The sequence below is a fragment of the Exiguobacterium sp. s11 genome (genome assembly GCF_018619015.1).
Lineage (GTDB): Bacteria > Bacillota > Bacilli > Exiguobacteriales > Exiguobacteriaceae > Exiguobacterium_A > Exiguobacterium_A indicum.
This window is the reverse complement of sequence record NZ_JACSNF010000005.1, coordinates 1-22185: the sequence shown is the minus strand read 5'-3', so window position 1 is coordinate 22185 and position 22185 is coordinate 1. Positions and strand designations below refer to the sequence as shown.

Below are 22185 nucleotides of genomic sequence, written 5' to 3'. Positions count from 1 at the left end.
CAAGTATCAACATCTTCTTATGGTATTTATTGTATAATCGAATGAAAAAGCGGAGGATATTACCTTTGAAAACTAGTCCTTTTAAAGTGGAGCTTAACATTTCTAGAGAGGAAGTAAACAGTTGCTTTGATTTTGCTCAGGAATTGTATGCTCTAAAAGCAGCAAGTACGAAGCAATTCGGACGAAAAGACATAATTCGAAATAAGAACGATTTTATTGCAGATCATGTCATTGGCAAAGTAGTAGAGTATGGTTTTCAACACTTTTTGGAAGAAAACTTTAATATTAGCTTTCTCGTTGATTTTGAAATTTGGAATGATCCCCACATTCACGATAATGGACATGATATGTCTACTATTATAGTGAATAAAGAAAAACGGACTTTTCAATTTAAAACAGATATTAAAGGCAGTCGGAGTTCTTCACGATGGCTTTTAGTTGAAAAGCAAAAAATAACTGATTTCGGAACGCAAATTTATGTTATTGGCATATTAAAAGGAATACCTGAAGGAAAAGAATTTGAAGAAAATCCGTTTAAATTCATCGATCACGATTGGAAAGTAAGTATACTTGGTTACGCATTGAATCGAGATTTAGTAGATCCTATAACAAGACGAGGATGGATTGAGTATAAAAAAGGAGAAAGATTATATAATCCTTCGATCCTTAAACATCTTGAAGGAAAAAACAGAAGCAACAATTTAACTAATAAAAAATATAGTCATTCAGAATTTCAACGTGAATTGCTTAACATCTTGAAGAATCCTACTAGAGAGACTAAGCAATACATTGGGGGAACTTTGGATGCTAATATAAACTATGGCTTACCTATAAAATGGTTAAGAAACTCACAGGAAGATTGGTATAAATTCGAAAAGATACTTCATGTTTACTCTGATTAAATTTTCCCTATGCAGTTTTTTTATTATTTTTTATATAAATAATTAAATTAGTAACTTTTATAATTAATAAAATGCCAATATACATGCTAAGTTCAATATATAATTCTATGTCTGTTTAACGACCATTATGCATACAAAAATAGTTAGTCTTTCACAAATGTGTATTCAGTTGATTTACTACACAATTTAAAGTTCATTAACTCACCTTTTTATCAATGTGTTTTTAAACGTCCTTTCCTACGAAAAAAGACAAAAAGGATCAACGTATAGATACTTTTAAAGTGTCTGTACGTTGATCCTTTTCTTAATTATCAATCTAAACGTTGTTCTGCTGTTTTATAAATCTCATCTTTATCTCGTTTACCAATTGCTACAATTTGAATGATTTGGAGTTTACCCTCTACTTCTCTAAAAACAACGCGTAACCCCATCTTTCTGTTTTTTAATTTATTGCAATGTGCCAAGTTCCCACTGAGCGGCTGTCCTGCTGCCATTCCTAAAGAAACGATGCGGTTCAATGCTTTATCTACGAATACCCTTTGACTACCATCGAGGTTATCGTAATCTTCTTTCGAATACTGCGTCCACTCAAGCTGATACAATGATCACTCCCACCCATCCATTTCATCAATAGTCGTTGGATGAGTTCCTTGTTCTCCACGGACTTCTGAATCGGTATAGGTGCGGAGATTTTTGTTAGATAGTCGCATCTCAACAGTCAAATCATCTAATCGGCTGTACAACTCTTCGATTTCTTTATTAAGTGATTCGTACTGTTGTTGCGTCAACATGACGCCCGCAACTTTTTCACGGTTAAAAACATATACGCCGGCTGCTTCACGATCTGCTCTTTGAAATGCTTCCATAGGAGATCGTTTCACGTCAGATATAGAAGTGGTTGGAATATCAAGTATTCGCAGTCCCATTATCATGCCCTCCTCTTATTTTCTTTAGTATACATCGTTTAAAAGACTTTTAAAAGTCTTTTAAACACTCCTTTCAATTCTTATAATGTCTATATTAACTTCTCTTTTTAGAATAAAATCAAAAAAATAGGGTTCTCATTTATTTAGTTCTCTATTGTTTGTTAGATGCTATTTAATCTGAGTATACGTTAATTCGTAATCAAAAGATTATTAAATGATCTTTCATTTTACATCTGCTTGAGTCTCTAATACATCGCCATCCTCACTAAAAAATGCATTCGAGTTCACATCATCCAGACCAAGAATTGTGTTTACTTTCAAGTCTCCATCTATAGAATTAACTGTAAAATTCGCCCCTTCTCCAATACTCTCAACACGGTATCGATTGACTGACACACCATCGCTGATTCGCTCGGTGGCGTCTCGAATTTACGACATCACAACACAGGATAGCACCTTGAACCGTCCTGGTGATCAGACGTACATGGAGGACGTTATCCGCAAGACGGGTGGCACGACGAACTTCAAGACTCAGATTACCTATCCGGATACGTCGACGATGATCCCATCCGCGTTTCAGTATACCTACACGGTCCAAGAGAATAACGTCGTCGATCGGTTCAAGAACGGTAATCCGGACGAGACAAATGTTGCACTTGGTCTGACAAAGAAGAAGAGACGAAAACAGAAACGACAGCGAAGTCGATTCCAGATACCGCAAAAAAATGAGGACGTCTCGCGCGTCGATGACGGCAATGGTCAGGTGACGATCCAGGAGGCGAAGGATGCGGGCTTCGCGATGCCAATCACGGAGAAGCACTGGCTATACCAATATATGCGGGACAACGACCACGACGGCATGGTCGGAGAATGAATCCTCCATCCAATCGAATAGGCGAAACATAAGAACTAACAGCATCAGAGAAAAGAGAAATATGAGGCCATCAACACTGTCATCCGCATCGCACAGATTAAGAAGCTTTTCCGCCCATTATGTGAGATCGACGGAGTGAGCCGCAGTGGCTATACGCTTGGTTGAACCGTTCCGAGGCGGAGTCCCTTCGGGAAGAGCAAGATCATCTAGATGCGACACTCCTCAAGAACATCCATGATAGCCATAAAGGCAAATTCGATTATCGGGAGGCTGTACATGGAGGTGTTCGCTATCCTTGGTTTCCCGATCAACTATAAACGGATTCTCCGACTGATGCGCAAATATAACATCATGACCAAAATCCGGAGGATGAACTTTTATCGAAAGTTCTCTTGGGCGGCGCACGAGCATCGCGTCGTGCCGAATCGATTGAACCGCGAGTTCTGGCAGAGCGAGCCCGTGAAAGTATTCGTGACCGGTATAACCTATCTCCTCATCACCTCCGGCGAGAACGTCTATATGTCTTGTGTGAAGGACGTCGCCACACGCGAGATCGTGGCATACAAACTATCCACGGACCTTCGTATGGACCTCGTCTTTCAGACGATGACAAAGCTCGAAGAACATCTCCAAGAGAAGCGACATCCCGAGGCGATGATTCATTCGGACCAAGGCTTCCACTACATCCATCCGGACTACCAGCGACTCGTTGGCAACCTCGGACTGATTCAGTCCGTGTCACGTCGAGACAACTGTCTCGACAACGCACCGATTAAATCGTTCTTCGGTCATTTGAAGGACTATGTGGCCAACCGTTCGTGCGGGTTAATCGAGGAGGTCCGAGAGATGGTCGGGGATTACATCAACTATTACAACTGTAAGCGCGGTCAATGGAACCTAAAAAAGATGCCCCCGAAACAATATCGGGACCATCTGATCGCAGCATAGAAAACTTGGTCTTTTTATTAAACTGTCCAAACTGTAGGGCTCAGTTCATTATCAAGTCTCTACCATTCAGGTTTAAATTCAATTGTTCAAAAATAAAATTATTTTTTTAAAGTTAATACTTTAAATTTAATATTATGCAAACCTGAAACTGCATAAATTAATCTGTTATCTACAAGCTTTGGTTTTGTCGTAGTTTCATCATAACTAGTTAATGGCGAAACTGTTTTTTTCTTGAGATCAGCATAAAATAGTTGATTCATACCTTCACGAAATACTACACGGTTTGGTGAAATGAAATTGAATGCATCAGCGGTCAAGCGAGGATCTGAAGTTAAAAATTCAAGATTATTTTTTGGATTGTGAATATTTTGGAAAAGTGCTTTTCCTTCTTGACCAAGAGCAACATAATTAACGCCTCGATCAAAATCAATTAAACCGTTCATTGCTTGTTTGTATGTTCCATCTTTTGTCTCAAGTGTAGGATTTTTATTCCCTTTTTTAAATGTACTTTTATGAATGATTAGACCAGCGTCACTTTCGCGATAATCAAACGGGAAAATACCTTCGCGCTGTTCACCTTCTTTTAACTTAAAAGTTTGAAGTGTGCTAGTCTTATTTTTTAATAAAGAAAATGTTTTGAGATAAGATATTGTCTCAGTTTCTGTTGCGTCATGTGTAATCCAAGTTGCTTTTCCATTAGCGACTTCAATATATGGAGGCATTGTTTGAAACCGACTCTCTCCTGAATCAAGTTTTTTAACTTGCTTAGTTTCTACATCCATTTTCATGACGGCCCATTTGATTCCTACTTCAGTTGGTTCATTTAATTCTAACCAAAATAATGCGCTATTCGTGCCTGTCATCATTCCAAATTGCTTAGATGTGGAATAAATAGATATATTTTGTTTTTTATTCATATCATAACGATAGATTAAATTTTTATGCCCTTCTCTATTGTCGTAATAGAAAATGTGATTTTTATGTATGAATTCAGGAGCAATTGTGACGACTCTATCTTTAAAAAATGAGGATAAGTTATAAGTATTAACTTTTCCTATCGATTGATCATATGGTACATGTTCTAACTTGTTGATAGTTGTTTTATCCGATGCAGTAGAATCCGGAATATCTTCTTTTTTTGTTTCTTTTTGATTCTTTGTTGGAGCAACACTATCTTCTGGAATACGCTCTGTCATTTTATTTTCAGGAGAAAAAGAACATGCTGATACAATACTGATTGAGGCAATGGCAGAAACAAAAAATGTTAATTGTTTTCTTTTCATAAAAAATACTCCTTATTTTTTAAGAATACAATCGAAGCGCGAATGAGGATTGTTTAAACCTCATTCGCGCTTTTAATATTACCAAATCATTGCTTGACGGAAGTGTGCAGCATTTGCTTTATAAACACCAGAATGTGGATGCCAAACATTTCCTAAAGTTACACTACGATTTCCTTGATCAAATGGGTCAGTTAAACGAATAAGAGGTGATGCCTTAGTAGAATCTGATCCCGAAACATTTAAGATGTGTCCTGAAATATTAATTGTATACTTTGGCATGTTTGATGGTGAGATTGTTAAATCTAAAACAGTTGGGAAATCGTTTTTTAGATTTAAATCAATGTTTGCTCCCCAATTTGAATAAGTTCCGATATCTTTATATACAAAAGTATTTTCTGATTGGGAACTATTCAAAACATTGTCTACTAAAGAGAAATCCGTACCAGAAGTAGTTGTTCCAAGTCTTGAAGCGTATGTACCTTGAGAAGATGAGGTTTTATTAAAGAAGTGTAAGACCTGTTTTACAGTAGCTGGACCACAATAATAATTTGTTGATTGTTCAAATGATGGAACTGAAATCGTTTTATAAAATCCACCAGCTACAGCTCCAGGATTTTTTTCTTGAGCTTTACGTTCTTCAATAAACTCTTTAAGTTGCTTTTCTTTTTCTTTTTCAGCTTTTTTTTGTTCAACTGTTGGAGCATCTTACGTTAATGTAGGTAAATCACCAGTACCTTCTGCTCCAGTTGCAACTGGTAAAGCAAAAACTCCACTTAATACTGCTGTCGATAATGCTAACGCTCCAATACTTTTTTTCATAGAAATAATTACCTCCTTAAATTTCCACTTAAAGAAATAAGTGGTAAATTAGTAATATTATTATTTCGGAGATAATTATATAGTGTAAATTAAAACAAAAGTAAATCTGTTTTTAGTATATTCTGTGTTTTTAGCTTTAAATATTCGTTTACGAATATTTAAAGCTAAAAACCTTTTTTAATTGTTAAGAGTTGAACTGAACCCTGAATGGTGGACACTTGATAAAAGATGATTCTGTCGAACGACGACTTGCAAGAGCTGAAGCACGAATCAAGTACCTCACAGCGGAGAATGAATTACTAAAAAAGCTAGAAGTTCTCGAAAGAGAGGCGAAGTACCGAAACTAACGGCATCTGAACGCTATCAGGCAATCAATATTGTCTTACGAAAACAATCGTCGAGTCGGTTCATGACGGATCTATGTATGCTCGCTAAAGTGAGCCGCAGCGGTTATTATGCCTGGCTCGCACGTACAGATAGTGTTTCCCTTCGGGAAAAACGCGACTATGCGGACTACCTCCTTCTGAAATATGCTCATGATCGTCATTAGGGAAAATTGGCTATCGTGGTCTTTACATGGAGATGCTTGATCTTATCGGCGGGCCGATGAATCATAAACGTATTTTGCGTATCATGAGGAAGTTTGGAATCGTGACGAAAATCCGTAGGCAGAACGCCTACCGTAAAATCGCTAAAGCGACATATGAACATAAGACGGCACCAAATCACTTGAACCGTCGGTTCGATCAGCAGGAGCCTGGTAAAGTATTCGTCACAGACATCACTTATCTCCGTATTGGATCTGGCCAAACTGTTTATCTTTCTTGTGTGAAGGATATCGCTACACGTGAAATTATGGCACATCATGTATCTAAAAGCCTCCATATGGAACTCGTCCTTCATACAACAAATAAACTCGCAGAACGACTTCAAGGGAATATACACCCGGAAGCCATGATACATTCCGATCAAGGATTCCATTATACGCATCCGTGAGATGGGAATGCTTTAATCCATGTCTCGTAGAGGAAACTGCCTGGATAATGCCCCGATGGAATCGTTCTTTGGGCACTTGAAAGATTATGTCGATTATAAATTAGCATCTGACCTCGATGAGGTCTGTACCATGGTCGATGCTTACAATAGCGAACGAAGACAATGGAAACTACAAAAGTTGACTCCGGTACAATACCGAAGCCATCTCATAGCAGCTTAAAACACTAAGGGTGCTTTTATTAAACTGTGCAAACTGTAGGGCTCAGTTCAAGTTTTGAAGTAGAAGTGTTTTTAAGAGGGTATATCTGTTGATACGACAGTAAATCCATCACAATTAATTATGATGGATTTACTTTGAAAATATTCGTTTTTCTTTATCTTATAACAAATATGAATCGACTTTATTGCAAAACTGGAAGATATCGTAGGGGTGGTTATTTAAATAAACATATCCACTCAAACTAAATTTTTAAGTCACCAAAATTCATCACTGTAACATCATCTACAACTACGTAGGTCCTTATTTATCTATCATCGGCATCGGAAAACGAACTGGGTGATCTACCGTGATGTTCGATGGAGCTACGTTAGAATAAATGCGTGGACGATTCCCATTAATAGTGATGCGGTCGATAGTGTTATTTTGGATAACTAAACTGACTTCGTTCACCTCAGACAAGATAGATTTAAATACTAGGACAGCAATGATGTAAAGTCTGATGCATTCTGGTTCGACCTGCTGTTCGAGTAATTCTGGAATCAAGCGATCTGACACTGGATAGTCGGATGACGACCCATATATCATTCCATCTGAACGGGTAGCTTTGACGTGGCTTGGAATCTCTTGATTGAAAATGAAGCGCTCAATTCTTAGTTTTGCTATCTCATCAGAAGTAATACCGTTGATCGTCATGTCATTGAACATATGGTTACTTCGATTCTGACTAGATATGAGTGTAAGATTAATGGTCTTCTCTCCATCAATCACTACTACGTCCACATCTTCTACTCGAACATATTCAGCACCATCCTCAATAGCAAATGGTCGGATTGTTCTCAACATTTGTTTAAGTTCCATTTCAATGTTTCTAGCGTTAGAAGTAGCTTTTAGTATCAAAGAATATGTCGTAGTAGCGCTATTATAACGATAAGAATGATATCGTGCGCGTAAATCTCCTATTAAAAACCAATCACCCGATGTGTCCACTTTGCGACGTGTTGCGCTTGACTGCGATACGAACTGTTGTTGTGTCTCATGTTCTCTCGCCTTCGTGTATTTAATAATGATCGGTGCTCCAGAAAGCGTACTTTTTAAGACAGGATGCTGATCTGAGAACTCACTAGTGACTGCTTGGCTGACATAAGAATAAAGCGTATAAATGTCCACTTCCCCTTTGGGATTTGTGGCTCCTCCTTCAAGAGCATGAATCAAGTGATCCGTGAATACGCCATGTTTGCCTCTGTCCTTGGCAAACTGATCTTCGGTACATGCTGCAACGACAAATTTTCCTGAACCTTTAATATCTAGTCCTCGATTCATTAAAGCATCAATTGAAGTGGTTGAAACTCCTCTCAATAATGCACCGCTATGACATGTATCAAAGAAACTCAAGACCGTTTGAGCAGGGGTTTCGTCAATATATTTTTTTACGTCAGACATATTGATACTAGTATTACTTATGGTAGCCTCGTCGGCATCATACGGAATAAAATAAGCATTACTTTGATCGAATCCTCCATGCCCTGCCCAATATAAAAATAAGACATCCTCTGATGAGGCATCACTAAAGAGGCCCTTCAGTGCGTGATCGATCATAGATTTAGTAGCTAAGTTACCGCTTAAGGTTAGGACATCTGACTGTTGAAAAACAGCTGGCTCTTCCGTTAATAATCGCTTGATTTCTGTCACGTCATTTAAAGTATTGGGAAGAGTCTTGATTTTACTACTTCGTTGTTCATTGACTGCTATCAATAAAGCCTTGTACACCATAATCCCCTACCTTCTTCATCTTTATCCATCTCTTACTATTGTAAAGTACTTTACGCTGAATCTAAATGCATAGAGTTCGTATCTATACTAAAAATTCAATTTGTATTACAATGTATTACAAATGGGATGATGAGGATACACGCCTCATCAAGGAATATGCAAAAAGCAAAGAACATAACGACTTCCACGCTCGTCCTCGATCGCATCGAAGACGATATAGATCTATAGCTTTATCGTGACGCTAAAGAAGCACATGAAAATCAATCAGAAACCCTCTCTTTTGACGATGTGATGAAAAAGCTAGAATTAAAATGACAGTATATACAGTGGTGTTTTAGGTGTGGATTTAAACCTTCCTTCAGAAGGTGGATTACTAAAAATCTAGATCACGATGTCCTTAATCAAGCGAAATCTGATTAAATTGATGTATCGCATCGCGTTGTTACAAAAAAGATAGAACGTGTCACGAATCGTCGGATGAAGGACGATACGGCATCATTAAAGATCCTTTAATCGCTAATATTTACTAAGAGTTGAATACTTAAAAAAGATTGTAAACATTTCGATGTCGAAATGTTTACAATCTTTTTTAAGTAGGTACTTACATATGGAGCTCTTTTGTCCGAACCGAGACTCTGATGCTTAATCCATATATTTTTTCAAGACGATGACGGCGTTATGACCACCGAATCCAAAAGAATTGGATAATCCGTACTCTAATTCCACCGAACGAGCCCCTTCTGCCACATAATCCAGGTCACACATAGGATCTTTGACTTCAAGATTAATCGTCGGTGGAATGATTCCTTCCTGTAAACATTTCGTAAGTGCGATCGCTTCCGCCCCACCGGCAGCACCGAGCATGTGACCCAACATGGATTTGTTCGCCGTCACCGGGAGTGTGTTCGCATGTTCCTCAAATAATTTTTTAATCGCACGTGTCTCGGACTGATCGCCGACAATCGTACTCGTCGCATGGGCACTGATCACATCGATGTCATTCGTCTCAATCCCTGCCTGTTGGACGGCACGCTTCATGGCGAGATAGGCTCCCTGACCCTCAGGATGAGTCGCCACTATATGATAAGCATCTGAACTTGCTCCGTATCCGACGACTTCCGCATAGATGGACGCACCTCGTTGCTTCGCGTGTGATAACGATTCTAGGATCAAGATGCCTGCCCCCTCTGACATCACGAAGCCATCACGTGTCGCGTCAAAAGGGCGACTCGCTTCAGCAGGTGTTTCGTTTCTTGTAGATAATGCCGTCGCATTACCGAAGCTTGCTATGGACAGTTCCGTGATGCCCGCTTCCGTTCCACCAGCGAATGCAGCATCAGCCTCTCCCATTCGAATAAGTCGATATGCTTCACCAATAGCCGTGTTTCCGATAGCACATGCGGATACAGGTGACATGGAAGGTCCCATCGCTTGCCACTTGATGCTAATCTGAGCAACTGCTGCGTTAGACATCATGGAAGGTACGAGACTCGGGCTGACCCGTCTCGGACCTTTTTGGTGCAAAGCATGAACACCATCAATCAACGTTTCAATGCCCCCTACACCTGACCCCACATATACAGCAAGTCTTTCCCGATCCAGATCAGATTCTCCTAATTTAGAATCGTTCCAGGCTTGATCAGCAGCCGCTAATGCGAACTGGACGAAGCGGTCCAGGTTACGAGCGGCTTTTTTACCAATCACCTTTTCCGCATCAAAGTTTTTTACACTCCCTGCAATCTTTACTTTGAAATCAGTCGTATCAAACGTGTTGATTTCCGTGATACCTGAATTTCCAGCAATCATATTATTCCAAAAGGACTCCACGTCGTTTCCGATTGGTGAGACGACACCCATTCCTGTAATCACTACGCGCTCCATGTTTCTTCACTCCCTCGTAATAGTATGAGATAATCATACGTGTCATATATCCTATTACAAGTGTTCGTTTATCCTATTATCATTGATACTTGAATGGAGAGAAGTCAGGAGAAGATCATATGGATGACTCGAATCGATTAGAAGCCCTATCCTATTTTTTGAAGACGAAAAGAGCACAGCTCAAACCGGAGTCGGTAGGGCTGCCGCCCGGATCAAGAAGAAGAACGCCTGGCTTAAGAAGAGAGGAAGTCGCTCAATTAGCAGGCGTCAGTACGACATGGTACACCTGGCTAGAACAAGGACGGGATATTAAGGTATCTAGAAGCGTCCTGGACTGTATCGCCGAGGCGTTATGTCTGAAAAGGGATGAACACGAATATTTGTACGATTTAGCATTAGGGACGCAGATCGTCAGTAGGAAAATCCAAGCTTCCCCTACGACCATCAGTCCGTCACTTGAAAAAATTCTGTCTGCCTTGACGACGTGTCCGACGATCGTCACGGATCGTTACTGCCATATTGTCGGCTGGAATCCGGCAGCGGCTCATGTGTTCGTAGATTTCGCGACCATTCCAGAATCACAGCGTAACCTCATTCGCCTCTTGTTCTCACAGAAAGAATTCAAAGTACTTGCTGGAAACTGGGAACATTTCGCCAAAGGGTTCTTGTCCATTTTCCGTGCATACTACGGTCAATACTCTGGTGATGAATGGTATACGTCCTTCATTCAGGAGATGAGTGATACGTATCCTGAATTCAAATCACTCTGGATGGAGAGTCAGGTCAGTAAGGCTCCGGAAATCCTGATTGAATTCCGACACGGAAAAGTCGGTAAGATGCTATTCGACTTGACCTCCCTCCAAGTACAGGGAGAAGACGACTTGCGATGTAGCATCTATACACCTGTTGAGGAATCCGGTACAGAAGAAAAACTGAAACGATTGATCTCAGCTCAGTGAATTCGAAGGAATTGAAAACTAACGAAAGCCTGCGAGCGATCGTCGAGACACTTTCAATGCCAGGATTGTTTTTAAATCAGTCAGGATCGTTCAATTTTCGGATTGAAAAGTAATCGTGGTCAAAAATAAATAAACATAGTCAAAATAAGATGATTTGACTATGTTTATGCGTGTATGAACGACTTTAAATACATTATAATAAGTTTAAACATAGTCAAACACTATGAAAATGAGTATGTTTAACTTTATATGATCTATTTCGTGAAGGGAGTTCGACGCATGCGCGACTATACATATACCTATCTCAAAGACCTCGCCCTGCCGATGGAGACCGTCCGCTTGATTGGACGGATCAATGAGTATAAGGGCAAGCAGGATCTCTATAAACAGCAAGCGCCTCAAATCCTCAACACCTTACGCGATGTCGCCGTCATCCAGTCGACGAAAGCATCGAATGCGATCGAAGGAATCATCGTCACGGAAAGTCGTCTCCAAACCATTATGTCGAAGTCAGCCGACCCTGCCGATCGTTCAGAGGCAGAGATTGCTGGTTACCGCGACGTCCTCAACCTGATCCACGCTTCAGCCGAAGACATCCCGGTTAATGCAAATATTTTGTTGCAACTACACAAAGAACTTTATAAGTTTGTCCCCGTCGAAGGTGGGCGGTGGAAGAACGTCGACAACGAGATTAGTGAGACGTTCCCGGATGGCACGCGCCGGACGCGCTTCACCCCTGTCCCTGCGTTCGAGACCCCGGCAGCGATACAGGCATTATGCGACAGCCTTCGTGAGCGCAGGCAACAAGAAGACATCGACCCGCTCATCCTGACGAGCCTGTTCGTCCTCGATTTCCTATCGATTCATCCGTTCAACGACGGGAATGGTCGGATGGCACGGTTATTGACCCTCTTGCTGCTCTATCAGTACGGCTTCGAAGTCGGACGCTACATCAGTCTTGAGAAGATCGTCGAATCACGGAAGGAAGATTATTATGAGTCACTTCGTCTCTCCTCCGTGCGTTGGCACGAGAACCAACAGAATCCGTTCCCTTGGATCAACTACTTGCTGAGTACGATCCTCGCTGCCTACAAAGAACTCGAAGATCGCGTTGGATTAGTCACGACAAGTAGTCAGAACAAGAACAATCGGATTCGTCGTTTCGTCGAAGGACGCATCACACCGTTCACGAAGGCAGACGTTCGGAAGGCTTGTCCCGACATCAGTGAGGCGACGATCAATCGTGTATTGCGCGACTTACGTGACGAGGGGATCATTGCCCCATCTGGTCTTGGTCGGAGTGCGAAATGGAATAAAATATAAGAGTTTAAAAACTGGATTTAATGTAACAACTTTTTATAATGTCCTATAAATTTAGATTAGCCCATCCCTCTCTTACATATAAAGGGAGGGATTTTTGTCCGTTGTTCTTCCACACAATATAATATACACAATAATTTTCTATTGTAATTATAGGCTTTAAACATATCAATACAATCAAAATATCCATCAAATTACAACAAAACTAATATTTCCTTTAATTCGAACGTTGAATCTTTTAAGCTATAAATATGGCTAACTCATCGTCGTATCTGAGAAAGGAAGTTTATTTTGATCGGATTAAAAATTAGAGTAGCTCGCAAAGAAATGGGCTTATCACAAAACCAGCTTGCTGGTAGAGAAATGACAAGAGCTTACGTAAGTATGATTGAAAATGAGAAAGTTATACCATCTAAAAAAATCTTAGAAGTTATCTCGACTAGATTAAATCTGCCCTTAAGCTATTTTTCAGGAGAATCAGGGGACGATGATAATGAAATTTGTTATGCGATTCTAGATCGAGTTTGTTCAAATACTGATACATATAGTTATGCGACCAAAGAAAAATTATTAAATAAAGTATTGAATATTTCTAATGACGACATTATTTCAAGTGAAGCGTATGTTCTTTACTTTGATTTATTGATAGATAACGAAAAATACTCTGATTTAATCAATCTATCTAATCACGCAATTTATACTTCTAAGAGTAAACTACAAGAGATACATGACTATACGCACGATCGCTTTTCTATATTTTTTTACGGTTTAACTAAATGCTATTTTTTATTTTGTTGATATCTACTTTCGATTTTTTCGAATCTTTTTATCCAGTCGCGTATATCCTCTTCGCAATGAAGATATTCAGAAGAATCATTAGGTAAATCCATCCCATATACTACAGTTAGGCAATCAAAGACCAACTCTTCATATCTTGTCGTTTCCTTATTTTCTAAAGTCATCATATGTGCGTAAGCCCAGTCTGATACCTCTTCCCTCGTAAGCTGGTTCTCTAAAACCATTTCAAGCTTTTTTATGATATAACGGATGTGAAGGCTCTTCATTTCAATCTCCTTTACTCTTTACAATGATTAATCCTATCTCATCGATTTCCAAACTTAATATTGTTCTTGCAATGTAGTCTTAAAATAGTTGAACTCCATTCCGTATTTATTCTGAATACAAATCTCTGAATTTTTTTAATCAAACAAGCTCAATCAAAAGATGTTCAAATCGATCCGCTCCGTGTTTTTCAATATATCTCTCCTCAGATTCAAAAATCGGTACGAACCAGACTGGTAATACGGTATCTGGCTCGTTCCCAATATTAGCATCTGTTTCAAATAGGCAGATGGATTCATCAAAGTACACAGGACTTGTGACATAAACAGAGGAGAACTGATACTTCTCAAATATTCCTTCAGGGAGTGGGTAGTATTCTGCTACATCAAATGCATGTCCTGTTCTCATGGCGTAATTCAGTCAAATGTAAAGTAGAAAATTGACCTCACTCTGAATGTCTGGTTGTTCCGCTGACATCATTATTTCTTGATGCATCAGTGAACTGTCTTCCATTCAAAGTGGGTGGAAAAGTAATCCAATGGATTCAATCGTATAGTTCTCCTTGAATAGTGCATCTTTGAATTTCAAGTTTTGTACGTGCTTCTGTTCAAGTTCCTCGATTGGAAATGCTTCTGTAAGTTCTCCAAAATGCTGTTCTAAATGATCAAGATCATTCATTAAATAAATCGTCATTTGGGTATCGCTTTAATACTTCTAAACTGTTCTGTGATTACAATGTAAATGGTCATTTCAAGTTGTCATTGATTTCTTTTAATCGTTCTTCGTATTTGTAAACAGCAGCTATATCCCCACTTGAACCATATGGATTTACGACTGCTTTAGCCTCTTTTTCATCCACAAAAATTTTCTCTCCCCATAAGCCTTTCGTGATGAAATACTCTTCATCATTCGATTCTAAAGTGTCAAATAACAACGGAGTTGAAAATGTTCCTTCTTCTCGATAGCGTCTTCCAAGTACAATCCATTCCCCATTTTTTATACCATAGTAACCCGTTCTAATGACTATACAAGGTTCAGGATTTTTTTTATCTAACTCATGAAGTGAAAGAATTCTTTCTGTTCTAAGATTATAGTATTGGATGTAATCCATAGACTCTAGTTTTCCAGTCTCATGATTCTCATCTTTAGATATTCTCATTTCTGCATATCCATATCCTCCAAGTCGAGGTAACGGAATGGCATAGACAACTCCTGATAATAGTTTCCAACGAGTAGCCCTTTTTTTCGTTCGAATGGAGAGCTTTGAAATCATTCGCTGTGCGTCTTCACGTGTGCTCAAAAGACTATTTAATCCATGTTCGAGCAGGTAACGCCACTCTTCAACAGAAAATTCGTGATCCATCTTCTTTTCGAATTCGTGAAGTGTATTTCTCAATTGATTTACATACAGTTCTAATTGCTCTTTATTCTCCAATAGTTTGTTCCTCATCATCATATAATGTGTTTCTAAAGTCATTCAACTCTTTCAATCGGTCTTCGAATTCGTATACAGCTGCTCGATCACCCCACGCTCCTGAGGGATTGATTACCGCTCGTGCCTTTTCCTCTTCCACAAACATTCTTTCTCCAAAAATACCTCGAGTAATGTAGTAGTATTCTTCATCAGAATCTAAGCTAGGTACACTACCAAATAGTAATGGCGTCTCAAACGTTTCTTCCCGGTGCCTTTTTCCGATCGTTTTCCATTCCCCTTCTCTTATTCCCTGTTGTCCTGTATCCATGATGATACAAGTCTCAGGCTTTTTTTGATCTAACTCGTAAAGGGAAAGAATCGTTTCTGTTCTAAGGTTGTAGTATTGAACGTATTTCATAGAATTTATTTCTCCACTCTCAAAGTTTTTATCTTTTGAGACTCTAATTTCTGCATATCCGTATCCTCCAAGTCGAGGTAACGGAATGACATAGACAACTCCAGATGATAGCTTCCAACGAGTAGCCCTTTTTTTCGTTTGAATGGAGAGCTTTGAAATCATTTGCTGTGTGTCTTCACGTGTGCTCAAAAGACTATTTAATCCGTTCTCCAGAAAGTACCGCCATTCCTCAATCGAAAATTTACGTTCCATCTTCTTTTCGAATTCATAAAGTGTATTTCTTAATTGATTTACATGCTGTTCTAATTGTTCGGTCGATTCTATTGTTTTTTATCCTCCTGATCCATTACGCTAAAGATTGTTACTTGATTAGCAGCATCTTTACTTTTAATTACTGCGTTCATATTCAAAAATCGCCCACGGCAGCCATAAAACTGCTTCTGTCGCCTCGTTTAATTCATTACAATAATCTGAGTAACGATCCGCTTCTTCGAACGTATGGATCAAACCATGGCTGTTTAGTAAAGTGTTGAAATGATGATTGAAATCGCGTTCCAGTCCGTTACACAAATACGAATGAAATGATCCCGAATCAAATCCTATCACTTCGTACCCGATTTTTTTGGCACCGTCCGTGTCAGGGCTGAGATGTTGTGATACCATTTTTTCTACTCCATAAGGTTCAGGGTTTTTACTACTAAAAGTCGCTACATCTTCCAGAAAATCCACTTTATACTGTTCAGACAAACCGATGCTGATGATACGTATGTCAGGGAGATGATTCAAAAAACGATCTACGAACGTTTGCGCAGCATTTAAGTTAGAGAACACTTGAGGAAACAACATATCTCCTGTCTTCCGACGTTCTTCTATCCATTGTTCAAGTAACTGAAAGGTGGTAAGTGAGAGACCGAGTTGTTCCATATAACGGTCTTTCTTTACTTCCGAGTTTCCCCATAAGATACTGATGTCAGGATAGTGTGTACAGATGCATTCACTTACGGATAGAACGGACTCATGAACAACAGCCTTGTCCATGTATTCTTTTCGAGGAGTTGGCAGAATAAGATAATATCCCGCAGATAGGTAGCTCATAAATTGGCTCCTTTTTATGTAAAATGAATTCAATGAGTGTATGTAATGGATTTGATTCGCTAAATTGAGTAGAAAGGAAACGAAAACATGGATAAAGAACAAGAAAGAGTACTCGTCTAATCATTTTTTGTCAAGCGCGTTCAAGAGCGCGTTCTACATGAATTGTTCACGCCAAAAAAAAGAGATATGGCGCTTCAGCGGTTAGATCACCGATATTTAAGCATGCTGAAGAATGATTATTTGATTGAAATCAAACCACCTAATTCATGGCCAGACGATACGTATGATTTGTTGAAACAGTATGGTGCACCGGATACGTGCTATTGTCTATCAGAAAACGAGCTGATTAGCGGGAAAACGTTACCTCTCCGTGAGGCACTCAAACACGCCATCGGCTTTGGATTCGCCTCGATCATTTCTTGTATTCCAGGCGAATTGGCGTATTTCGAAGCGGAGCAATCTTTCGGTCCACCGCCTCGTTATTTGTTGAAGAAACCAAGCAATCGGTAAGCATCATCCTTGCATGCTTGGTTTCTGACAACTACGTCATGATCCCACGTCAAAATTTGCTGAATGCATACCATCATCCCCATGTTCCTCTTAATCTGCTTCGTATATGCCCTCTCTGAAGTCATACACTTGACTCCATATCTTAATCTTGGTGCCATTGATCGTCACCGTATCCTTCGTCCACTTCACATCTTTTATGTCGCGACAAGGATACTCCCAGTACATTCTGCGCTTGTCTCCGTTCTTATTCTCCATAATACCGAGCATCGCATAATCCACCGTCGCGCCACCATTCGCGCGGTAAAAGCGAATCGTGTACGCCTGATCGGGCGAAGTGCTTTTCGAGATATACTCTTCTTTTGGTACAACATTGATATCAACCAAGAAAAATAGTCGGTAGATTGTCCACACGACATATATCAAAAGACATACACCTGCTATGATTCCCGTTATCTTCAGCTTTTTTCTCACTTTTCAAAACTCCAATTTTTATATATTCTTCAACATTCAATCAATCAGTCTCCCCAAAAGCAAATCAACGCGTTCTGATGGACAGACGCGATACACATCCGCTTCAACACTTCTAAAAATTGATGTAGTTCCATGATTCGCTCATCTGACGGATGTATCATCCACGGCTCATTCGCATAATATTTCGCTTGATTCATCCTCCACGCTTCCTTTGGTGTGCAATAGCGTTGAATAAGCAGCTCGCAAATTCCAATCAACTCGTTTACTTCTCTCGCTCCAAATACCTTATCGCCGTAAGGATCGAGATCAATCAAGAGGTCACAGCGATTGGATGTACTTGCGAATTCTTCTCTTAAAAAGCGTTGGACGTGACTCGGAAATGGGAGAATCTCTTTTTCGTTTTCTGGCACTTCTTTTAGACTCGTACTAATCCCAAACATGATCGTCCTCCTTTATATCATCCGTGCGGATATCACTCATAGTAATCGATGCCTTCTCCTTTTGGAAGAAATGCTTTTACCTTGTCCTCACTATCAAAACAGGCTTCATTTGAAAACAGATAGTAGCCCATGAAATCATGCTCCATCGTGATGAATGACATCTCTTCCGTCGCATGAATGACGGGAACAATCTGTTCTCGTTTAAAGAACCATCCTTTGACCATTTTCCGCTCAAACGTCAGGAGATTCGTAAACGATAGGAAATAAAAATCGTTTACTGCCGCATACCAATACGTTTCGTCCAGCAGACGCTCAAGTTCGCTCGCGTCGTTCACTTGAACGCTATAAAAAGGACTGCTCTTATCTGATTGAATCTTTGTGTAGAACAGATTTTCCTTCTGAAAAAACGGTTCCACTTCTTCATTGGTAAAACCACCACCGAACGTGACGAATATTGGAAAGCGATTCAGACGCGTCAAAAAATGCTTCAGTACTTCATTGGAATCATGTTGATAGTCTCGTTTCTCGTCATTCGGAAGACATCCCATCGAATAAATCGACTTAATAGCACCCGGTGGATCAATATCGAGATAACGGTCTTTGATCACTTTTGCATGATTCGTATGTTCTTCGAGATCGATGTATAACATGGAAATCCCTCCACTCACTCTGTTTGATCCATCTACATCATCCAACTAAATCGAGTTGCTGGTTTCATCAATAGAATTCAATGGTACCATCGTCAGGAAAGATGGCTTTCACCTTGTCTTCGGTATTAAAACAGGATTCATTTGAAAACAGATAATAGCCCATGAAATCATGTGCCATCGTGATGAATGACATCTCTTTTGTCGCACGAATGACAGGCACGGTACGTTCTTTTTTGAAAAACCATCCTTTGACCATTCTCCGCTCAAACGTCAGGAGATTCGTAAACGATATAAAGAAGTCTTCGTTCACAGCCCCATACCAATAGGTCTCATCTAGCAACAACTCCAGTTCGGTCGCATCATGTACCTGGACGCTATAATACAGGTTCTTATGGGGGCGAACCTTTGTATACGATAGGTTGTGCTTTTGAAAAAACGGCTCGACCTCCTCGTCCGTAAAACCTCCACCGAACGTGATGAAAATCGGGTAGCGATTGAGACGCGTCAAAAATTGTTTCAAGACTCGATTTGAATCGCCTTGATAGTCGCTTTTAGTCTCATCCGGTAGACACCCCATCGAATAGATGAAGTCGATACGTTCTGGTTGATCAATGTACAAGTATCTGTCTTTGAACACTTGTGCGTGATCCATATGCCTCTCAAAATAGACATCCAACACGATTCCACTCCTCTCTCAATCACTTTATTACCGCTCGATTTCATCTTCTGGAAACAGTGCTTCTATTTTTTCTAATGCATCGAAATCTGTTTCACTCGAGAAGATCAGCACATTCTCAAAATCAAAGCCAGTTTTAAAAATGTTGTCGGTTTTGTCATATCGATTACTGGCACTACTCTCTCTTTTTTTGATCTACCAGCGCCTTACTCTCCTCGTTTCAAACTTCAAAGTGAACCATTTAAACTGAAGCCGCTATGGATCAGCGGCTTCTTAGTTTTCACTTCGCTCGCTCCAAACACCTTATCGCCGTAAGGATCAAGATTAATCAAGAGATTACAGCGATTGATTACAGCGATTGGAGGTACTTGCGAATTCTTCTTTTAAAAAGCGTTGGACGTGACTCGGAAATGGGAGAATCTCTTTTTAGTTTTCTGGTACTTCTTTTAGAGTCATACTGATCCCAAACATGATCGTCCTCCTTTACATCAGCCGTGCGGATATCAATCCTAGTATTCGATGCCTTCTCCTTTAGGAAGAAATGCTTTTACCTTGTCCTCACTATCAAAACAAGCTTCATTCGAAAATAGATAGTAGCCCATGAAATCATGCTCCATCGTGATGAATGACATCTCTTTCGTCGCATGAATGACCGGAACGGTTCGTTCTTTTTTGAAAACCATCTCTTAATCATTCTCTGCTCAAACGTCAGGAGATCCGTAAAGGATAGGAAGTAAAAATTGTTTTCAGCTGCATACCCGTACGTTTCGTCAAGCAGACGCTCAAGTTCGCTCGTATTGTTTACTTGAAGGCTATAATAAGGACTGCTTTTATCTGGTTGAATCTTTTTATACAACAGACTTTCCTTCTGAAAAAATGGTTCTATTTTTTCATTGATAAGATCACCACCAAACGTAACAAATAGCGGAAAGCGATTTAACCGCATCAGAAAGTGTTTCAATGCTCGATTCGATGCCTCTTGATAACTTCCTGTTTCATCTTCCGGAATACCGTCTATCGAATAGATAAAGTTGATACGTTCAGGTTGATCAATATATAAGCATCTGTCTTTGATCACTTTTGCATGATCCACATGCTTCTCAAAATAGACATCCAACATGTTCCCTCTCCCCTCTTAATCTCTCTACTACCGCTCGATTTCATCTTCTGGAAACAGTGCTTCTATTTTTTCTAATGCATGGAAATCTGTTTCATTCGAAAAGATCAGCACATTCTCGAAATCAAAGCCGGTTTTGAAAAATGTCGTCGGTTTTGTCATATCGATTACTGGCACTACTCTCTCTTTTTTGATCAGCCACCGTCTTACTCTCCTCGTTTCAAACTTCAATACATCGGTGAAAGCAATCAAATAGTAACCGTTGTTCCTAGCCACTGAAATGGTCTTCGCTAGTATTTGCAATAAGTCAGTCGGTTGATTCACTTCGACGGTCATATATCTTTCACGCTTAGTGATTAGGATCTCTGTATACGGTAATTGTTTGTGCTTAGCCGTAGACAGCAAATCTTCTTTTTCTAAATCAGTCAGTTCATGGAATCCAAAAGAGAGATAGATTGGAAAACGATTTAACCGCGAGAATAACTGGGTTAACACTATTTCGTAAGAGATGACTTCATCTTCTTTTGAATCATCGTCATAATACTCGAAAGAAAAAATGGATGTGATTCGGTCTTGTCCTTTCACTGTCAGATGATATTCTTTAATCGTCTTCGCATGATTTTGCAGTTCTTCGATGTAAATGTGCACGTTAATCCCCTCACTTTCTCTGGATTGTCACGGTCTTCATCAGGATTCTCTACTAACGGGTGTTACACTACAAGTATGCTCTCTTCTAACGTTCGACAACGAGACATACATAACCCAACTTAGAGGTGATTCCAGTGAAAAAACTTATGCCTTGCGCCATCTGTGGCGAGAGACACGATGAACTCCCGACTGAATATGAAACACTCGGACCGGTCTACTACGAACAAATGTCTGAGAAAGAGCAAGAAACGAAAAGCGAGATGCATGATACGTGGTGTGTCTTAGAACTGAACGGTCCGCATTATTTCTTGAAGGGCATTCTTGAACTCCCGATTGCTGGACAAGACGAACCCTTCTGGTGGATTACATGGGTTAGCCTGAGCTCCGAAAACTTCGCTCGCTTCATCGAGAAGAAACGTCCTCGCATCGAGGAGCCGATGTTCGGCTGGTTTTCAAGCGATCTACCCGCTTACCCGGATACCGTCAACTTAAAAGTGATGGTTCATGATGAAGGAACCGGTCAACTCCCTTTCTTTGAACTCGAGCCGACGGATCATCCTTTGTCGATCGAATTCTATTCCGAAATGACGCTTGCTCAGGTCCATGCCATCGCAGACATCGTCTATGCACAAGAGTGAACCAAATAAACTGAAGCCGCTGTGGATCAGCGGCTTTTTAGTTTTTACTCTGTTTCGTGATCAAAATATGCGTTCTTTCAGGAATCTCAATGTCTTCTAACTGATCAAGTGCCAATGATAACGTCATACTTTTCACTTGCGGATCGGA

The 22185-nt window shown here is 39.9% G+C and carries 27 protein-coding genes and 1 pseudogene; 10 read left to right on the top strand and 18 right to left on the bottom strand.

Going from position 1 to position 22185, the window contains the following annotated elements:
- The first annotated feature begins 86 nt into the window (after positions 1 to 86).
- Positions 87 to 902 carry a hypothetical protein gene (locus tag KNQ12_RS13980; protein WP_214775472.1) on the top strand — a complete coding sequence of 272 codons (816 nt, stop codon included), beginning with the start codon at positions 87 to 89 and terminating at the stop codon, positions 900 to 902.
- 311 nt (positions 903 to 1213) lie between these two features.
- On the opposite strand, the gene KNQ12_RS13975 is transcribed toward KNQ12_RS13980, so the two are convergent.
- Positions 1214 to 1504: a type II toxin-antitoxin system RelE family toxin gene (locus KNQ12_RS13975; RefSeq protein WP_058266069.1), complete on the bottom strand. Its 291-nt coding sequence runs from the start codon at positions 1502 to 1504 to the stop codon at positions 1214 to 1216.
- A gap of 3 nt (positions 1505 to 1507) precedes the next feature.
- Positions 1508 to 1768 (bottom strand): hypothetical protein, encoded by a 261-nt coding sequence (locus KNQ12_RS13970; RefSeq protein ID WP_251137752.1) that lies wholly within the window; start codon positions 1766 to 1768, stop codon positions 1508 to 1510.
- A 453-nt stretch (positions 1769 to 2221) separates the two neighbouring features.
- Between KNQ12_RS13970 and KNQ12_RS13965 the strand changes: the two are divergent.
- Together KNQ12_RS13965 and KNQ12_RS13960 are read left to right on the top strand one after the other, a co-directional pair.
- A pseudogene (locus tag KNQ12_RS13965) lies at positions 2222 to 2702 on the top strand (DNA/RNA non-specific endonuclease); the annotation flags it as partial.
- Between the two features lie 276 nt (positions 2703 to 2978).
- The gene (locus KNQ12_RS13960; RefSeq protein WP_214749478.1) at positions 2979 to 3650 is read left to right on the top strand and encodes an IS3 family transposase; all 672 of its coding nucleotides are present in this window, start codon (positions 2979 to 2981) and stop codon (positions 3648 to 3650) included.
- 98 nt (positions 3651 to 3748) lie between these two features.
- On the opposite strand, the gene KNQ12_RS13955 is transcribed toward KNQ12_RS13960, so the two are convergent.
- Positions 3749 to 4933, bottom strand: coding sequence for a hypothetical protein (locus tag KNQ12_RS13955; protein ID WP_214749481.1), 1185 nt, complete (start codon positions 4931 to 4933; stop codon positions 3749 to 3751).
- 78 nt (positions 4934 to 5011) lie between these two features.
- On the bottom strand, positions 5012 to 5512 hold the full coding sequence (locus tag KNQ12_RS13950; protein ID WP_241492372.1) for a C39 family peptidase: 501 nt from the start codon (positions 5510 to 5512) through the stop codon (positions 5012 to 5014).
- Positions 5513 to 6307: 795 nt separating this feature from the next.
- On the opposite strand from KNQ12_RS13950, the gene KNQ12_RS13940 reads away from it, so the two are divergent.
- Positions 6308 to 6748 (top strand): DDE-type integrase/transposase/recombinase, encoded by a 441-nt coding sequence (locus KNQ12_RS13940; RefSeq protein WP_353047634.1) that lies wholly within the window; start codon positions 6308 to 6310, stop codon positions 6746 to 6748.
- A gap of 19 nt (positions 6749 to 6767) precedes the next feature.
- Positions 6768 to 6968 carry an IS3 family transposase gene (locus KNQ12_RS17240; protein ID WP_353047633.1) on the top strand — a complete coding sequence of 67 codons (201 nt, stop codon included), beginning with the start codon at positions 6768 to 6770 and terminating at the stop codon, positions 6966 to 6968.
- A 300-nt stretch (positions 6969 to 7268) separates the two neighbouring features.
- On the opposite strand, the gene KNQ12_RS13930 is transcribed toward KNQ12_RS17240, so the two are convergent.
- Both KNQ12_RS13930 and fabF read right to left on the bottom strand, forming a co-directional pair.
- Positions 7269 to 8738 carry a caspase family protein gene (locus KNQ12_RS13930; RefSeq protein ID WP_214749486.1) on the bottom strand — a complete coding sequence of 490 codons (1470 nt, stop codon included), beginning with the start codon at positions 8736 to 8738 and terminating at the stop codon, positions 7269 to 7271.
- A gap of 642 nt (positions 8739 to 9380) precedes the next feature.
- A complete protein-coding gene (gene fabF, locus KNQ12_RS13925) occupies positions 9381 to 10619 on the bottom strand; it encodes a beta-ketoacyl-ACP synthase II (protein ID WP_214749489.1) in 1239 nt (412 codons plus the stop codon).
- Positions 10620 to 10738: 119 nt separating this feature from the next.
- Between fabF and KNQ12_RS13920 the strand changes: the two genes are divergently transcribed.
- The 3 genes from KNQ12_RS13920 (at position 10739) to KNQ12_RS13910 (ending at position 13696) form a co-directional block, all read left to right on the top strand.
- Positions 10739 to 11578 (top strand): helix-turn-helix transcriptional regulator, encoded by an 840-nt coding sequence (locus KNQ12_RS13920; protein ID WP_214749492.1) that lies wholly within the window; start codon positions 10739 to 10741, stop codon positions 11576 to 11578.
- Positions 11579 to 11857: 279 nt separating this feature from the next.
- A complete protein-coding gene (locus KNQ12_RS13915; protein ID WP_251055864.1) occupies positions 11858 to 12901 on the top strand; it encodes a Fic family protein in 1044 nt (347 codons plus the stop codon).
- Between the two features lie 288 nt (positions 12902 to 13189).
- Complete coding sequence (locus KNQ12_RS13910) at positions 13190 to 13696, top strand: helix-turn-helix domain-containing protein (RefSeq protein WP_214749495.1); 507 nt, start codon at positions 13190 to 13192, stop codon at positions 13694 to 13696.
- Here KNQ12_RS13910 and KNQ12_RS13905 read toward each other — a convergent pair.
- From KNQ12_RS13905 to KNQ12_RS13880, 6 genes are all read right to left on the bottom strand, one after another.
- Complete coding sequence (locus KNQ12_RS13905) at positions 13678 to 13962, bottom strand: hypothetical protein (protein WP_214749498.1); 285 nt, start codon at positions 13960 to 13962, stop codon at positions 13678 to 13680. The two genes, KNQ12_RS13910 and KNQ12_RS13905, sit on opposite strands and share 19 nt — an antisense overlap.
- A gap of 139 nt (positions 13963 to 14101) precedes the next feature.
- Positions 14102 to 14368 (bottom strand): suppressor of fused domain protein, encoded by a 267-nt coding sequence (locus KNQ12_RS13900; protein ID WP_214749501.1) that lies wholly within the window; start codon positions 14366 to 14368, stop codon positions 14102 to 14104.
- A gap of 105 nt (positions 14369 to 14473) precedes the next feature.
- The gene (locus KNQ12_RS13895; protein ID WP_214749504.1) at positions 14474 to 14653 is read right to left on the bottom strand and encodes a hypothetical protein; all 180 of its coding nucleotides are present in this window, start codon (positions 14651 to 14653) and stop codon (positions 14474 to 14476) included.
- 52 nt (positions 14654 to 14705) lie between these two features.
- The gene (locus tag KNQ12_RS13890) at positions 14706 to 15437 is read right to left on the bottom strand and encodes a hypothetical protein (RefSeq protein WP_214775470.1); all 732 of its coding nucleotides are present in this window, start codon (positions 15435 to 15437) and stop codon (positions 14706 to 14708) included.
- Complete coding sequence (locus tag KNQ12_RS13885) at positions 15385 to 16044, bottom strand: Imm26 family immunity protein (RefSeq protein WP_214749510.1); 660 nt, start codon at positions 16042 to 16044, stop codon at positions 15385 to 15387. Before KNQ12_RS13885 ends, KNQ12_RS13890 begins: the two co-directional genes overlap by 53 nt.
- A gap of 135 nt (positions 16045 to 16179) precedes the next feature.
- A complete protein-coding gene (locus KNQ12_RS13880) occupies positions 16180 to 16887 on the bottom strand; it encodes a hypothetical protein (protein ID WP_251055865.1) in 708 nt (235 codons plus the stop codon).
- 222 nt (positions 16888 to 17109) lie between these two features.
- Here KNQ12_RS13880 and KNQ12_RS13875 point away from each other — a divergent pair, with 222 nt between their 5' ends.
- Positions 17110 to 17397 carry a hypothetical protein gene (locus KNQ12_RS13875; RefSeq protein WP_251055866.1) on the top strand — a complete coding sequence of 96 codons (288 nt, stop codon included), beginning with the start codon at positions 17110 to 17112 and terminating at the stop codon, positions 17395 to 17397.
- A 90-nt stretch (positions 17398 to 17487) separates the two neighbouring features.
- On the opposite strand, the gene KNQ12_RS13870 is transcribed toward KNQ12_RS13875, so the two are convergent.
- The 6 genes from KNQ12_RS13870 to KNQ12_RS13845 all read right to left on the bottom strand — a co-directional run bounded on the left by KNQ12_RS13870 (position 17488) and on the right by KNQ12_RS13845 (position 21399).
- Positions 17488 to 17868 (bottom strand): DUF5412 family protein, encoded by a 381-nt coding sequence (locus KNQ12_RS13870; protein ID WP_214749513.1) that lies wholly within the window; start codon positions 17866 to 17868, stop codon positions 17488 to 17490.
- Between the two features lie 44 nt (positions 17869 to 17912).
- Positions 17913 to 18308, bottom strand: a complete 396-nt coding sequence (locus KNQ12_RS13865) for a hypothetical protein (RefSeq protein ID WP_214749516.1) — start codon at positions 18306 to 18308, stop codon at positions 17913 to 17915.
- Positions 18309 to 18340: 32 nt separating this feature from the next.
- Positions 18341 to 18958, bottom strand: coding sequence for a hypothetical protein (locus KNQ12_RS13860; protein ID WP_214749519.1), 618 nt, complete (start codon positions 18956 to 18958; stop codon positions 18341 to 18343).
- Positions 18959 to 19025: 67 nt separating this feature from the next.
- Positions 19026 to 19610, bottom strand: coding sequence for a hypothetical protein (locus KNQ12_RS13855; protein WP_214775468.1), 585 nt, complete (start codon positions 19608 to 19610; stop codon positions 19026 to 19028).
- Positions 19611 to 20181: 571 nt separating this feature from the next.
- On the bottom strand, positions 20182 to 20754 hold the full coding sequence (locus tag KNQ12_RS13850) for a hypothetical protein (RefSeq protein WP_214749525.1): 573 nt from the start codon (positions 20752 to 20754) through the stop codon (positions 20182 to 20184).
- Positions 20755 to 20781: 27 nt separating this feature from the next.
- The gene (locus KNQ12_RS13845) at positions 20782 to 21399 is read right to left on the bottom strand and encodes a hypothetical protein (protein WP_214749528.1); all 618 of its coding nucleotides are present in this window, start codon (positions 21397 to 21399) and stop codon (positions 20782 to 20784) included.
- A gap of 134 nt (positions 21400 to 21533) precedes the next feature.
- Here KNQ12_RS13845 and KNQ12_RS13840 point away from each other — a divergent pair, with 134 nt between their 5' ends.
- Positions 21534 to 22037, top strand: a complete 504-nt coding sequence (locus KNQ12_RS13840; RefSeq protein WP_214749531.1) for a DUF2199 domain-containing protein — start codon at positions 21534 to 21536, stop codon at positions 22035 to 22037.
- The last annotated feature ends 148 nt before the right edge of the window (positions 22038 to 22185 follow it).

Bases quoted from the DNA above. Each gene is read 5' to 3' on its own strand.
- KNQ12_RS13880 (WP_251055865.1), bottom strand. From the start codon at position 16,887: ATGAGCTACCTATCTGCGGGATATTATCTTATTCTGCCAACTCCTCGA.
- KNQ12_RS13955 (WP_214749481.1), bottom strand. From the start codon at position 4,933: ATGAAAAGAAAACAATTAACATTTTTTGTTTCTGCCATTGCCTCAATC.
- KNQ12_RS13895 (WP_214749504.1), bottom strand. From the start codon at position 14,653: ATGACGATTTATTTAATGAATGATCTTGATCATTTAGAACAGCATTTT.
- KNQ12_RS13855 (WP_214775468.1), bottom strand. From the start codon at position 19,610: ATGGATCACGCACAAGTGTTCAAAGACAGATACTTGTACATTGATCAA.
- KNQ12_RS13900 (WP_214749501.1), bottom strand. From the start codon at position 14,368: ATGAGAACAGGACATGCATTTGATGTAGCAGAATACTACCCACTCCCT.
- KNQ12_RS17240 (WP_353047633.1), top strand. From the start codon at position 6,768: ATGTCTCGTAGAGGAAACTGCCTGGATAATGCCCCGATGGAATCGTTC.
- KNQ12_RS13865 (WP_214749516.1), bottom strand. From the start codon at position 18,308: ATGTTTGGGATTAGTACGAGTCTAAAAGAAGTGCCAGAAAACGAAAAA.
- fabF (WP_214749489.1), bottom strand. From the start codon at position 10,619: ATGGAGCGCGTAGTGATTACAGGAATGGGTGTCGTCTCACCAATCGGA.
- KNQ12_RS13875 (WP_251055866.1), top strand. From the start codon at position 17,110: ATGCTGAAGAATGATTATTTGATTGAAATCAAACCACCTAATTCATGG.
- KNQ12_RS13860 (WP_214749519.1), bottom strand. From the start codon at position 18,958: ATGTTATACATCGATCTCGAAGAACATACGAATCATGCAAAAGTGATC.
- KNQ12_RS13930 (WP_214749486.1), bottom strand. From the start codon at position 8,738: ATGGTGTACAAGGCTTTATTGATAGCAGTCAATGAACAACGAAGTAGT.
- KNQ12_RS13915 (WP_251055864.1), top strand. From the start codon at position 11,858: ATGCGCGACTATACATATACCTATCTCAAAGACCTCGCCCTGCCGATG.
- KNQ12_RS13905 (WP_214749498.1), bottom strand. From the start codon at position 13,962: ATGAAGAGCCTTCACATCCGTTATATCATAAAAAAGCTTGAAATGGTT.
- KNQ12_RS13890 (WP_214775470.1), bottom strand. From the start codon at position 15,437: ATGACTTTAGAAACACATTATATGATGATGAGGAACAAACTATTGGAG.
- KNQ12_RS13850 (WP_214749525.1), bottom strand. From the start codon at position 20,754: ATGTTGGATGTCTATTTTGAGAAGCATGTGGATCATGCAAAAGTGATC.
- KNQ12_RS13960 (WP_214749478.1), top strand. From the start codon at position 2,979: ATGGAGGTGTTCGCTATCCTTGGTTTCCCGATCAACTATAAACGGATT.
- KNQ12_RS13920 (WP_214749492.1), top strand. From the start codon at position 10,739: ATGGATGACTCGAATCGATTAGAAGCCCTATCCTATTTTTTGAAGACG.
- KNQ12_RS13970 (WP_251137752.1), bottom strand. From the start codon at position 1,768: ATGGAAGCATTTCAAAGAGCAGATCGTGAAGCAGCCGGCGTATATGTT.
- KNQ12_RS13885 (WP_214749510.1), bottom strand. From the start codon at position 16,044: ATGGAACGTAAATTTTCGATTGAGGAATGGCGGTACTTTCTGGAGAAC.